At 41.2% G+C, this 13,132-nt stretch carries 11 protein-coding genes; 7 read left to right on the plus strand and 4 right to left on the minus strand.

Features of this window, described 5'->3' with window-relative positions:
* Window positions 1-278: 278 nt before the first annotated feature.
* The 3 genes from H6G79_RS14040 to glpK all read left to right on the plus strand — a co-directional run bounded on the left by H6G79_RS14040 (window position 279) and on the right by glpK (window position 3,663).
* A complete protein-coding gene (locus tag H6G79_RS14040) occupies window positions 279-1,478 on the plus strand; it encodes a HEAT repeat domain-containing protein (protein ID WP_190589700.1) in 1,200 nt (399 codons plus the stop codon).
* A 12-nt stretch (window positions 1,479-1,490) separates the two neighbouring features.
* Window positions 1,491-1,661: a hypothetical protein gene (locus tag H6G79_RS14045; RefSeq protein ID WP_190589713.1), complete on the plus strand. Its 171-nt coding sequence runs from the start codon at window positions 1,491-1,493 to the stop codon at window positions 1,659-1,661.
* 490 nt (window positions 1,662-2,151) lie between these two features.
* Window positions 2,152-3,663, plus strand: a complete 1,512-nt coding sequence (glpK, locus tag H6G79_RS14050) for a glycerol kinase GlpK (protein WP_190589699.1) — start codon at window positions 2,152-2,154, stop codon at window positions 3,661-3,663.
* A 258-nt stretch (window positions 3,664-3,921) separates the two neighbouring features.
* Here glpK and H6G79_RS14055 read toward each other — a convergent pair whose 3' ends face one another.
* Window positions 3,922-4,935 (minus strand): hypothetical protein, encoded by a 1,014-nt coding sequence (locus H6G79_RS14055; protein WP_190589698.1) that lies wholly within the window; start codon window positions 4,933-4,935, stop codon window positions 3,922-3,924.
* Window positions 4,936-4,946: 11 nt separating this feature from the next.
* Entirely contained in the window at window positions 4,947-5,192 is a 246-nt protein-coding gene (locus H6G79_RS14060; RefSeq protein ID WP_190589697.1) for a hypothetical protein, read from the minus strand.
* A 528-nt stretch (window positions 5,193-5,720) separates the two neighbouring features.
* Here H6G79_RS14060 and H6G79_RS14065 point away from each other — a divergent pair.
* The 4 genes from H6G79_RS14065 (at window position 5,721) to arsS (ending at window position 10,114) form a co-directional block, all read left to right on the plus strand.
* On the plus strand, window positions 5,721-6,728 hold the full coding sequence (locus H6G79_RS14065; protein ID WP_190589696.1) for an NAD(P)-dependent alcohol dehydrogenase: 1,008 nt from the start codon (window positions 5,721-5,723) through the stop codon (window positions 6,726-6,728).
* 186 nt (window positions 6,729-6,914) lie between these two features.
* Window positions 6,915-7,883: an arsenosugar biosynthesis arsenite methyltransferase ArsM gene (gene arsM / locus H6G79_RS14070; RefSeq protein ID WP_190589695.1), complete on the plus strand. Its 969-nt coding sequence runs from the start codon at window positions 6,915-6,917 to the stop codon at window positions 7,881-7,883.
* A gap of 14 nt (window positions 7,884-7,897) precedes the next feature.
* On the plus strand, window positions 7,898-8,857 hold the full coding sequence (locus tag H6G79_RS14075) for an inorganic phosphate transporter (RefSeq protein WP_190589694.1): 960 nt from the start codon (window positions 7,898-7,900) through the stop codon (window positions 8,855-8,857).
* A 267-nt stretch (window positions 8,858-9,124) separates the two neighbouring features.
* Entirely contained in the window at window positions 9,125-10,114 is a 990-nt protein-coding gene (arsS, locus tag H6G79_RS14080) for an arsenosugar biosynthesis radical SAM (seleno)protein ArsS (RefSeq protein WP_190589693.1), read from the plus strand.
* A gap of 271 nt (window positions 10,115-10,385) precedes the next feature.
* On the opposite strand, the gene H6G79_RS14085 is transcribed toward arsS, so the two are convergent.
* Window positions 10,386-10,952 (minus strand): Uma2 family endonuclease, encoded by a 567-nt coding sequence (locus H6G79_RS14085; RefSeq protein ID WP_190589692.1) that lies wholly within the window; start codon window positions 10,950-10,952, stop codon window positions 10,386-10,388.
* Window positions 10,953-11,123: 171 nt separating this feature from the next.
* The gene (gene ftsH, locus H6G79_RS14090; RefSeq protein WP_396019800.1) at window positions 11,124-13,085 is read right to left on the minus strand and encodes an ATP-dependent zinc metalloprotease FtsH; all 1,962 of its coding nucleotides are present in this window, start codon (window positions 13,083-13,085) and stop codon (window positions 11,124-11,126) included.
* Between the last annotated feature and the right edge of the window lie 47 nt (window positions 13,086-13,132).

Below are 13,132 nucleotides of genomic sequence, written 5' to 3' on the forward strand. Positions count from 1 at the left end.
TGAAATGCCTGAGCCTATTTTATTAAGTCAGATTTTTGCCAAGCTTACTTCTTTAGGACGTATTCATCCCGTTTCTACAGGTGTTGAACCCTCGTAAATTGGCTACGGTATTGATGCTAAAAAACATATTATTTTAAAAGTGTAGGGCGTGTACTTTACTTATTCAAAACCCTGATACCTTTCGGCTGACGCTCACGGCGACACCACCTGTTCCTTTGTATATCAACCCAAGATTTGAAGATTTTGAAACTCGATTTAATACATTAAATAGTTAACCTATGAGTATCTTAAGGGACGCTTTGGAAAAAATTCTAGCATGGCAAGAAATACATAGACCAGAATATGCTGCTCAATTACAGTCAGGTTTAACCGAACAGGAAATTGAGGAGCCTCTCAAAAACTTACCATTTCAATTGCCAAAGGAAGTTTATGAACTTTATCGTTGGCGAAATGGCTCAAGATTTGACGTTTTTTTTCCAACCGGATCAGGTCTAGTTTTTTTACCTCTAGAAACAGCAATAGAACAATACAATTTGAACGCTTACGTTCATTCAACTACTGCTGAGTATGCAGGGTCTGACGATGACTGGAATCCTTATTATTTCCCAATTTTTTTTGAAGGGATAGAGATGTTTTTTGTTATTGGTCATGACAAACAGCAAGAAAACTCACCTGTAATTTATTACTTTGGAGAGGACGGTTCTCATGATATTTTCTGTTCTAGCTTGACAACAATGATGCAGGTAATTGCTGAATGTTATGATATCGGAGCTTACTACTTGGTAGAAAAACAAGGGCGAAAATTATTAGCAGAAGATACAGTCAAGTCTGCTCAAGTTTTACGTAAGTATAATCCTGAGTTATTAGATATTACTTTAAGAGAGCTACAACAGGCACAACGTGAGTTATCTTATCGTAAATTATCTAGCATAATCTATAGGCTAATGTGGTACAAAGATTTAAGAACTGTAGAACCTTTAATTCAGCTACTTCGAGTTTCTACATCAAATAGTAAATCTTTAAACGAAATTTTTATTATACAGTCGTTTGCAGCCTCTATTTTAGGAGAACTCAACGACATTAGAGCAGTGGAACCTTTAATTGAAGCTTTAAGCAATGAGTATTGGATTACTCGTTGCAACGCAGCAGAATCTTTAGGTAAGCTCGGAGAAAATCTAGCTGTAAAACCCCTAATTAATACTTTACAAGATAGTCACAAGCTTGTTCAAAATGCAGCAGCTGTCTCTTTACTATTTAACTTAAATGCAGTAGATTTGCTAATTGAAATTTTAAGCAGTGATAAAGCGTATGTTCGTTTGAAGGTAGCAGAAATACTAGGAACAATCAAAATTCAGGAGCAATTATTTTCTGAAGAGACTGAAAATAAAGTAATAAAAGCTCTATCTGAACTAAGAGAAGACCCAGATAGTAGTGTTCGAGAAGCTGTTCAAAAGTCCCTAAAAAGACTCAGTCTATAATAGCTATAAACTTTGATTTACCGTTGTTTTATTGCCGAACTGTTAGTTCCGCACAGTCCTGCAATCCAAATGGTAAGTGCATGGGCAACTACAAATAAATTAGTGCTGGGACAGGTGAAGGTGGATGAGATTTTGGCAGCAATGGATAATAAATATTTAGAAAGAGTTTTAGCTTTAGCGTAAACTAGCTTGTCAAAAATCTAGTTAATATTGTTGCTTATTTCAGGGATAAGCTTACTTATTCATGGCTAAATAGTTGGCTAATTTATCCTTAAACAAGAGGTTTTTATTATAAATAAGTTAATTCATGAGTCGGCAAAAAATCGATTTGTTTTGTTTATCTTTTTGTCAAATTTTGCACTTAAGTAACCACGCAAAATTAATTACAGTCATTGCGAGCGAAGCGAAGCAATCCCAGCCCTTGCGATTGCTTCATTTCGCTTCGCTCCATTCGCAATGACTTTGTGTAATTAATTATGTTTAACTACTTATATAGATGACTTTGAAATCCTTATTAGTTTTTGTTAGGAAATAAGGTGCGTTTTCCCTGCTGCGACACCCCATAACCCTTTCACCCCCACACCCAGTCTTCATAAACAATCTTTGTGCAGAAGTCCTGTTTGTGATATCCTTACCCAAACAAGACTTCAGACTTCACACTTCATCAGTAACCTTGGATAGTAAATCTCCATCATCAGGCTATATTTTGGCTTTGGACTTGGGTACAACAGGCAACCGTGCTTTTGTGTTTAACAAAGCAGGTCAAATTGTTGGACAAGCATATAAAGAACTGACTCAGTATTATCCGCAACCGGGTTGGTTAGAACATGACCCGGAAGAAATTTGGCGAGATACCTGCTGGGTAATGCAAAATGCGATCGCTAATGCTGAAATTGCGCCATCAGATATCGTCGCTTTGGGATTAACTGTACAACGGGAAACCTGCTTAATTTGGGATAAAACCACTGGTAAGCCGCTACATAAAGCCATTGTTTGGCAAGACCGCCGCACAGCACCCCTTTGCAATCAATTACAAGCCCAAGGTTACGCCGCCGAAATTTATGACCGCACTGGTTTGGTGATTGATGCTTATTTTTCGGCAACAAAGTTGAGATGGTTATTAGAAAATGTTGCAGAGATTGATTTAGACAATGTTTTGGCAGGCACAATTGATACTTGGGTATTGTGGAAATTAACAGGTGGGAAAGTCCACGCAACCGACCACAGCAACGCCAGCCGCACAATGTTAATGAACCTCAAAACCTGCACCTGGGATGAAAAGTTACTCGAAATATTGCAAATTCCGGCTCAGATTCTGCCCCAGATTCAACCCAGTTTAGGCAAATTTGGTGTGACTGATCAAACTTTGCTGGGTGTAGAAATTCCGATCACAGCGATTTTAGGCGACCAACAAGCAGCATTATTTGGTCATGGCTGCGATCGCCCTGGGTTAATGAAATGTACTTACGGCACTGGTAGCTTTTTGGTAGCTCATACAGGTGCAGAAATTGTGCGATCGCAACATCAACTCATTTCCACCTTGGCTTGGACACAAGCGCAAGACAACAGTAATTTAAAAATTGGTTACGCCTTAGAAGGCAGTATGTTTACTAGTGGCGCTTGTATCCAATGGTTGCGCGATGGCATCAAATTGATCAAAACTGCCGCCGAAACCGAAGCAATGGCTAACCAAGTGTCAGATAACGGCGGCGTGTATTTTGTCCCTGCCTTTAGTGGACTCGGTGCGCCGCACTGGGATATGAATGCTAGAGGAGCTTTTTTTGGCATTACCGCCAGCGTCCAACCCCAACATTTAGTGCGGGCTGTTTTAGAAGCGATCGCTTACCAAGTTGTGGAAGTTGTTCAAGCCATCAATGCTTGTTCTCCTACACCAATGAAGCGGTTAATCGTCGATGGCGGTGCTTGTGAAAATAACTTTCTGATGCAATTTCAAGCCGATGTCTTGGGCATTCCTGTAGAACGTCCAAAAATGCGCGATACCACCGTACAAGGAGTAGCATTTGCCGCCGGTTTAGCCGTTGGATTTTGGGACAGCTACACCACATTAGTTAATCAACGGCAAATAGACCACATCTTTGAGCCTAATCCAGCCAGGAATAACGCCTTGGCTAACTTTAGCACTTGGCAAAAAGCAGTTCAGCGTAGTTTAGCCTGGGTAGATTAAGTACGTAGAGAGTAATGAGTGTTGAGTGTTGAGTGTTGAGTGTTGAGTGCTGAGTGCTGAGTGCTGAGTGCTGAGTGCTGAGTGATGAGTGTTGAGTGCTGAGTGCTGAGTGCTGAGTGCTGAGTGCTGAGTAATGAGTAAAAAAATTTTCCCCTACTCCCCACTCCCTACCCCCTACTCCCTACTCCCCACTCCCTACCCCCTACTCCCCACTCCCTACCCCCCACTCCCCACTCCCCACTCCCCACTCCCCACCCCCTACTCCCCACTCCCCTTACGAACTAACTTTGTATCCCAAGTGTAAAAGCCGACTGTATCAGGCATTCTAGAGAATCTTCCTATGCGATAACCGCGTGAGAGTTCATTTAGTATCTTGCTTTTCACTTCTCGCACTTCTTCTGCGTTCAGATTGCCATAAATTCCCGTGATGACTTCAGCCACGCTAAAAACTTTCCCTGGATGTTGCCTAAAGAAAATAGTTAAAGCATCAATCAAAAATTGTCCTTCATAGGCTTTGAGCATTGGAACAACTTTTGCTTGTGGTACGACAACCGGTTTCTTCTTAGTTTTCCCAGTCTTAGAGTTACTGGTGGTTTGATTGGTGGTGACTAAACTCAAATCTAGGGTGTAACAACCAGGTTCATTCGGTATACCAAACCAAGCTTGTCTTTCTCTACCTTGGGTGAGTGAAGATTGCACTCTACCTTTGACCACTTTAAAGACATGGGGGTCTAAGTCACCATAAAGCGATCGCACAATGAAATCTATGTGGCAAACAGTACCCAGATGTTGTTCTAATAGCTGTTTGATAGCTTCCATCCGAGTTAAAGAGTTATACTCACTCAACATCGGAATATCTACATTGTTCAGCGAGAAATCTCTGTTTGAGAAACTAAAGTCTGTAGCTGGGGACTCGTTGACGTTGGTTGTTGCAGCAGAACTATCTGTTTCTAATGCTTCTGTGTTTGGTTGTGGTGAATCTGGATGCGCCGCTAATTCGCCATCAGATTTTTGAGATGAAGGAGATAAAAGTAAATCTTCTTTAGAGGCCGAAAGCATTTCGTTCACAACTTCAACCGTCAGTAGCTTGTTGTTAGCTTCTGAAAGTGACGACCAACTAGATAACAAACCTTCAACATTATCGAGTTGCGATCGCGCCTGATTGTATAAAGTGCCATATTCTTCAACCAATCGCGCATAGTAGTCTCGTAACTCTAACAAAGGCGTGATTAATGATTGTGGGGGTGGTTCCAATTGCAATTGCGGTTTCATAAAGCGTTACATCAACCCAACGTGGTGTCACTTGTATAAGTCATTGGCCTTGGTTTGGCTTTTTGAGATGGCTGCGGAGATTTGCGTGGTGCTTGTGGGGGACGGCAGCTTTCGCAATATAAAGGACGGGGGCCAAAAGTCTCGCGTTTAGTTGTCTGATTGCATTCTTTACAGACAAAGTGAAACACCCTGGTGTGAATTAGTCTTTTATGCGCTCTAACAGTGTATTCCTGCACGTCTATATATTTACTTGCCATAGTCCAGAAACGTGAATTTCAATTCTATCAATATAGCTATTCAAGCAAATGAAATTGAATCAGTGTGTGTTGATTTGTAAGTTTTATTCAAATCCATGATTCATTCTCAAACCTGAAGTTGCAAATATTGCATCAAGGTAAATCAACACTCACCAATTTACTCTCTTCAGACAGAGACATCCGTAATTCATCTAACTTAAATAGCATTGACGCATAAAAATGAACAATCAAGGGTCGAGGAGAGGGTGAAGGGGTGTAAAAGTCAAGGATTCCACACAAAAAATTGTTTGTTAACCCATCAGGTGAGCGATCGAGGAGTTGTTTGAATCTACTTTTTTGGCATCGCCATAAATATATAGGACTCATATTTGATTTGGGAAAAAAATCAGTACACTCAGATCAGGCTTCTTTCCTACTCCCGACTCCCCATTCCCTATTCCCTAACTACACAAATAAATTCAGAAATCAAACCGGATTCCTATAGGTGATGCTTAGAATGATTGATTCATCCGATGATGGTAGAAGTTGATGAAAGCTTACGAAATCCAAAGTGATGCCGGCATTGATGCTTTAAAATTAGTTGATCGCCCCCAACCAGAACCCACAGCCGGACAAGTCCTCATTAAGGTAAGAGCCACATCTTTAAATTACCGTGACTTGTTAGTAGCTGAGGGCAACTACGGTTCTAAATTGACATATCCGCTAATTCCTATGTCTGATGGTGCGGGGGAAGTTGTCGCCGTGGGTGAAGGTGTGACAAGGGTAAAAACAGGCGATCGCGTCGCCGGGATTTTCTTTCAAACTTGGATTGACGACTCCCCAACCAGACAGAAAATGAAGTCTGATTTAGGTGGCAGCATTGACGGAATGCTGGCTGAATACGTTGTGCTAGACCAAAATGGGCTAGTAATCTTACCTGATCACCTCTCCTACACCCAAGCAGCCACTTTACCCTGCGCTGCTGTTACTGCTTGGCACGCCTTAGTTACAAAAGGTCACATTCGCGCCAATCACACTATATTATTGCTGGGTACTGGCGGAGTTTCGATATTTGCCCTTCAGTTTGCCAAACTCCACAATGCAAAAGTCATCATTACTTCTAGCAGCGATGAGAAATTAGCCCGCGCCAAACAACTAGGTGCTGATGAAATTATCAATTACAAAACCACACCAAATTGGCAACAGCAAGTTTATGAGTTAACAAATCGCCTTGGTGTAGATCACGTCATCGAAGTGGGTGGTGCAGGTACTTTACCACAATCACTCCAAGCCGCCAGAATTGGAGGACGTGTGAGCTTAATCGGTGTGCTGACAAGAGGCGGTGACATTGATCCTATGCCCATATTAGCTAAAAGTCTTACCTTACAAGGCATTTATGTAGGCAGTCGAGAAATGTTTGAAATGATGAATCAAGCAATATCTCACCATCAAATCTTTCCCATAATTGATTCTGTGTTTCCATTCACCGCCGCCCCAGAAGCATATCGCTACCTCGAAACTGCTGCCCACTTTGGTAAAGTCGTGATTGAAATTTAAATTCACACTACCCTTCTCCCAAAGGGAGACGCTATGCGAACGGGAAGCCGTGCGAAGCGCGTCTACATACTTCACACTTTATATTTCATACTTTCTCTCTCAGGATAAATTCATTTAGGCGATACTTGGTTATATTAGGATGCACAGAGTTGAGTATTCCTGAAAAAACCTAATATCCCGACTTTCATGACTTATTTAGAAACAGCAGCAGAATTTTACCGTGAAGTGGCAGAAACACCCGAAGTAGGACTTTGTTGTGTCCAAAGTTCACCCTTGCAATTCCCTGGCTTAAAAATTCCTTTGCCGATGCAAGAAATGAACTATGGTTGTGGTACAACGGTTCACCCAACAGAACTGATCAACCAACCAACTGTGCTGTATGTTGGCGTGGGCGGTGGATTAGAAGCGTTACAATTCGCTTATTTTTCTCGTTATGCTGGTGCGGTAATTGCTGTTGAACCTGTGGCTGCTATGCGAGAGGCTGCTACACGTAACCTCGAAATTGCCGCCACCGAAAACTCTTGGTTTAATCCTAATTTTGTCGAAATTCGCCCAGGTGATGCTTTTAATTTGCCTGTAGCTGATGCTTCGGTGGATATTGTCGCCCAGAATTGCCTGTTCAACATTTTTGAACCAGAAGATTTAACCAGAGCTTTAAAAGAAGCATATCGTGTGCTGAAACCCGGTGGACGTTTGCAAATGAGTGACCCCATTGCAACCAGTCCAATTCCTACCCATCTTCAACAAGATGAGCAACTACGCGCTATGTGTTTGTCAGGCGCAATTACCTACGACGAGTATACTCAGCGCATAATTGATGCTGGTTTCGGACAAATTGAAATTCGCGCCCGTCGCCCTTATCGTTTACTGGATGCTCAAACTTACAACTTAGAAGCAAACCTATTACTAGAAAGTCTTGATTCAGTGGCTTTTAAAGTTGCAATTCCAGAAGATGGCGCTTGTATTTTTACTGGCAAAACAGCCATTTACTTTGGTACAGCAGCTTTATTTGATGATGGCGCAGGACATCTGCTTCAGCGTGGGATTCCCGCCGCAGTCTGTGACAAAACGGCTGCTAAACTGGCGACTTTAGAGCCGCAGCAAATCATAATTACTGATTCAACCTGGCACTATAACGGTGGTGGTTGCTGTTAAAATTAAAACCCAAAATGTTAATTATTAGTTTATTTTTGGCTACGTTATTTCTGGCATACTCTCATGGAGCAAATGATAATTTTAAGGGTGTAGCAACACTGTTTGGTAGTGGTATAACTAGCTACCAAACGGCGATTGTGTGGGCAACTATTATGACCTTTGCTGGTGCAGTTGTTTCGATATTTGTGGCTGGTACATTAGTTCAAAATTTTTCGGGACAAGGTATTTTTCCCGATGAAATTGCTAATGTGCCAGAAATTCATTTAGCAGTGGCGATCGCATCTGGTGTTACAGTGTTAATGGCTGCTTTGACAGGATTTCCAATTTCGACAACTCACAGTTTAACAGGTGGGTTATTAGGGGCGGGATTAGTTGCGATCGGTCTCAAGGTTAATTTTAGTGTATTACTTAGATATTTTGTTTTACCTTTAGTATTGAGTCCCATAATTGCAATTTTATTAGCAGCAGGTCTTTATAAATTATTTGTATATACTGATTCTAAGTTTAACTTATTGTCTAATCAAAAGCTCGTAGATACACTGCATTTTATCAGTGCAGCAGTTGTCAGTTTTGCCAGAGGCTTCAGTCAAACTCCCAAGTTAGTTTCGATTATTCTGATTATTGAATATTTTTCCATTCAAGGTGGAATGTTAACCATTGCAATGGCGATGGGATTAGGTGGGTTACTCAATTCTCAAAGAATTGCTGCCACCATGAGTACAAGACTGGCTACTATAGATTCTACTCAAGGTTTGTCTGCAAATTTCGTGACCGGATTTTTAGCGATCGCAGCAACTTATTTTGGTTTACCTATTTCTACAACTCATGTTGCAGTTAGTTCCATTGTTGGCGCTGGCTTAACCGCAAAACAAGTATATTTACGTGTTTTCTGGCAAATAATTTTTGCTTGGATTTTTACTTTACCCGCCACAGCAATTATTAGTGGTATAGCTTATAGATTATTACAAGGCTAAAGATATTAATAATTCAGAAGTCAGAATCCAGCATGATTAACCAGCTTTGCTGAGGCAAAAATTTTAACTAGTTTAGACTTATGATTTATTAAACCCTGCTCAATTCCGAAGTATAGATTATGTATTCAAAAAAACATTTATCGACAGCGTTTTTCACTCCAATAAGGTACATTCATCTAGTCTCTAGCCCCTATTAACTTGTACTGCACTCAACCGAAAAACGCTGTTAGCTGTATTTTTTCTAGTTTAAATTAGGAATATCAACTCATGCAAACTACCTCAAAATGTACTACCTTTAACCAGAAATTAAATACACCATTAACTAAAAAGCCAATTACTGTTTTGCAAATTAACCTGGGTAAACGTTGCAACCTTGCTTGCAACCATTGTCATGTTGAAGCCAGCCCAAAACGTACAGAAGAACTGTCTCCAGAAATTTGCACACAGTTAATTGAATTAATCCATAAATTTCCCGAAATTGAAATTGTTGATTTGACTGGTGGCGCACCAGAAATGAATTATGGATTTAAATTATTAGTAGAAGCTGCTAGAGCAACTAATAAACAAGTAATCGTCCGCTCTAACTTGACTATTTACTTTGTCGAAGGCTTTGGTGATTTACCAGAATATTTTGCCCAAAATCAAGTGAGAATAGTTGCGTCTCTGCCTTGTTATTTAGCCGATAATGTTGATAAAATGCGCGGCGCTGGTGTTTTTGATGATTCTATCAAAGCTTTGCAGTGGCTGAACCGCGTTGGCTATGGTCATGAACCTAACTTAATTTTAGATTTAGTTTACAATCCCCAGTTACCTACAGGGGAAAAATTTGCTTTAGCACCTGAACAACAGCAGTTGGAGCAAGATTATAAAAAATTTCTAACAGATAATTTTAATATTCAATTTAATAATTTATTTACAATTACAAATCTACCAGTTGGTAGAACTAAGCTGTATTTAGAGCGTAAACAACTCTACATCCCCTATCTCCAATTTTTAGAATCCCATTTTAACGTCGGTACTGTTGAGTATTTAATGTGTCGAAATGAACTTTCGATTGATTATTTAGGAAATGTATATGATTGTGATTTCAACCAAATGATGAATCTACCCGCCAAAAATACCAACGGGGAAAACTTAACAGTAGCTAAATTGTTAGCAGCTAGTAATTTAGACTTAATTTCTGAAGTCCAAACAGCCGCCTATTGCTATGGCTGTACAGCAGGGAGTGGTTCTAGCTGTGGTGGAGCTTTAGTTTAAAATTAACTACAGAAAGCATAAAAAACCTAAGAATTTAGGTTTATGTCATCAAACGATAATCTTGCTGCAAATTTTATTAAGTATGGGTCAATAATCTTCTGATGGGTTATATGATGAGATCAGTTAAGTCTCCTCACACCACACTATAAAACCGTAGAAATTATATTTTTCTACGGTTTTTATTTTGTCTCAAAAGGGTATAGGCTAAATTCATACTAAGTTGCTTTCAGAAATAGTATTTCTACTCCCACCCAAAGTAGAGGCTTTGAAGCTAAAACAGTTTGCTGATAATACAGCTAAATCCTGATAACAAAGGACTAGTTAATTCATCTTGACTGTATAACGTTGCGACAAGTTTTAAAACTCCCTTTTCTCGTCGGTATACTTCCACCTTCTGCTCCCGACGGTCAAAAATCCAATATTCCAAGACTCCTTGTACTGAATATAACTTGAGTTTTGCTTGGCGATCGCGTTTCTCATTCTTGTCACCATCAGACAACACCTCCACTACCAATTCTGGTGCGGCTGTCAAATGTCCAGCTTCATCTAAAACTTTCGCTAGGCGCTCATGACTTGCCCAAACTACATCAGGAATCACATTATCTGCATCCGCAAAAATAATCCCTGGAGTAATTGCTACTTCTCCCAGCCCACTTTCCTCTGACCAAAGCTTCAGCACTGTGCCGATGTTAATACAAATTGCTTGATGCTTCCAGTGCGGCGCTCTTGTCACAAATAATTCCCCATCAATGATTTCATAGCGATGATTGCGATCGCTCTCAAAGATTGCTAAATCTGCTATTGTCCATCGCACTTGACTGACTGGTGTGCTGTTCATCAAAATTTTCCAGCAGATAATTATTTAAAAGTTCCCAGTGACCAGTGACCAGTTATCAGTTTCTTTTACACCTGGGTTGAAGTCCCCCACCCATTAGTGGAGTGCGTTGGCGGCGGGTTTAAATCCCCCACCATACGCCTAGTAACTGATAGCTGATAACTGATAACTGATTTAATTAGGTACAGCCACTGTCGCCTCATCAGCTATTGGTTGACTTTGATATTCAGCGACAATTTGACGGAATTGTTCTCCTTCAATGGTCTCTTGTTCAATCAAAATCTCTACTAAATGGTCAACTAATGTGCGGTTTTCTTGAATCAGGCGTTTTGCGGTGTCGTAGGATTGATTGACAATTTCCCGCACTTTGCGATCAATTTGGGCGGCAATTTCCTCAGAATATTCGGATTTGTTCATCCAATCACGCCCTAAAAATACCTCGCTATTGGGCGCTTCTAAGCAAAATTGCCCAATTTCGGACATACCATACTGTGTGACCATCTGCCGCGCTATGGCTGTCGCTAATTCTAATTTACGGTTTTCGCGCATTCCACCAGTGACTTCTGGTAAACCAAAAATTACTTCTTCGGCGGCTCTACCAGCCAATCTGGCGGTAATTCTGGCTAATAGCTGCGATCGCGACATGAGAAAATGTTCTTCGTCTGGAGTGAACCAAGTTAAACCCCGTGACTGTCCGCGCGGAATCAAAGAGACTTTTTGCACTGGGTCATGGTCTTTAAGCAAGGTTCCGACGATGGCGTAACCAATTTCGTGATAAGCAATTAAGCGTTTGACTTTGCTATCTACTAAGGGTGTACCTTCCATCCCCGCTACTACGCGGTCAACTGCATCATTAATTTCTAAGATGGTGATGGCATCTTTGCGTCTTCTGGCGGTGAGAATGGCGGCTTCGTTGAGTAAGTTGGCTAAATCTGCACCTGTAAAACCCGGTGTCCGCCGGGCGATCGCTTCTAATGACACACTCTCATCAATTTTCTTATTCCGGGCATGAACTTGCAAGATTTCTAATCGCCCTTTTAAATCTGGCGCATCGACAATTACTTGTCTGTCAAAACGTCCAGGACGTAACAAGGCTGCGTCTAAAACATCAGGACGGTTGGTAGCCGCAATAATAATGATGCCTGTATTACCTTCAAAACCATCCATTTCGGTCAGCAACTGGTTGAGGGTTTGTTCCCTCTCATCGTTACCGCCACCGATACCCGCACCCCGTTGTCTACCTACCGCGTCGATTTCATCAATAAATATCAAACAAGGGGCATTTTCCTTGGCTTTTTTAAACAAGTCCCGCACACGAGAAGCACCGACACCAACAAACATTTCCACAAATTCCGAGCCGGAAATGCTAAAAAATGGTACGCCCGCTTCCCCGGCGATCGCTTTTGCCAGTAATGTTTTACCTGTACCTGGCGGCCCGACTAACAACACACCTTTAGGAATGCGTGCGCCGACAGCCGTAAATCTTTCTGGCTGCTTCAAAAAGGTGACAACTTCTTGGAGTTCTTCTTTGGCTTCTTCTACACCTGCCACATCGTCAAATTTTACTCCTGTTTTGGCTTCCATTTGGAAACGCGCTCTGGATTTGCCAAAGTTCATCGCTTGGTTAGAAGCATTGGTGGAGCGACGCAAAAACAGTAACATTAATGCTACCAGTGGCAAAATCCACATCAAGTTGATTAACAACCCAACCGCAGCCCGACTGTTAGCAGAAGAAACTTCCCCAAACTCGACGTTTTTGGCTTTGAGTTTATTAATTAACTCTGTATTTTGATTTAACAGTCTGACTTGTAGCGGTGGTGTATCTGGACTCTGCCCTTGTAAATATACTTTGGCGGTTTGTTCTGTTTCGTCTAACTCAACTTTTCTAACTTCGCCTTTTTCGGTTTTTTCAATCAACTTGCCATAACTAATTTCGCGATCAGCTCTTTGTGCCAGGGCTGGTGTACCGCCCACAATATTTGGCAACATCATTAAACTGGCGATTAACGCCCCAGACCAAGCCACAGATTTTGGCGTTCGCTTTTGGCGGATTTTGCCTAACTCTGAGTTGGCCTTAGTTGGTTTGATTATGGGCGATCGCTGTTGCATCAATGCCTGTCTCCTAAAATTTTTCATATCATTTACCCTTTTTTTGCTGGCATGAGCTTCGCGCTGATTTTATG

Source organism: Anabaena sp. FACHB-83, from assembly GCF_014697485.1.
In the GTDB taxonomy this organism is placed as follows: domain Bacteria; phylum Cyanobacteriota; class Cyanobacteriia; order Cyanobacteriales; family Nostocaceae; genus Nostoc_B.

What these genes read in the sequence shown, in the direction of transcription:
- arsS (WP_190589693.1), top strand. Translation starts at nt 9,125, where the DNA reads ATGCAAACTACCTCAAAATGTACTACCTTTAACCAGAAATTAAATACA.
- arsM (WP_190589695.1), top strand. Translation starts at nt 6,915, where the DNA reads ATGACTTATTTAGAAACAGCAGCAGAATTTTACCGTGAAGTGGCAGAA.
- ftsH (WP_396019800.1), bottom strand. Translation starts at nt 13,085, where the DNA reads ATGAAAAATTTTAGGAGACAGGCATTGATGCAACAGCGATCGCCCATA.
- H6G79_RS14075 (WP_190589694.1), top strand. Translation starts at nt 7,898, where the DNA reads ATGTTAATTATTAGTTTATTTTTGGCTACGTTATTTCTGGCATACTCT.
- H6G79_RS14040 (WP_190589700.1), top strand. Translation starts at nt 279, where the DNA reads ATGAGTATCTTAAGGGACGCTTTGGAAAAAATTCTAGCATGGCAAGAA.
- H6G79_RS14065 (WP_190589696.1), top strand. Translation starts at nt 5,721, where the DNA reads ATGAAAGCTTACGAAATCCAAAGTGATGCCGGCATTGATGCTTTAAAA.
- H6G79_RS14060 (WP_190589697.1), bottom strand. Translation starts at nt 5,192, where the DNA reads ATGGCAAGTAAATATATAGACGTGCAGGAATACACTGTTAGAGCGCAT.
- H6G79_RS14055 (WP_190589698.1), bottom strand. Translation starts at nt 4,935, where the DNA reads ATGAAACCGCAATTGCAATTGGAACCACCCCCACAATCATTAATCACG.
- H6G79_RS14085 (WP_190589692.1), bottom strand. Translation starts at nt 10,952, where the DNA reads ATGAACAGCACACCAGTCAGTCAAGTGCGATGGACAATAGCAGATTTA.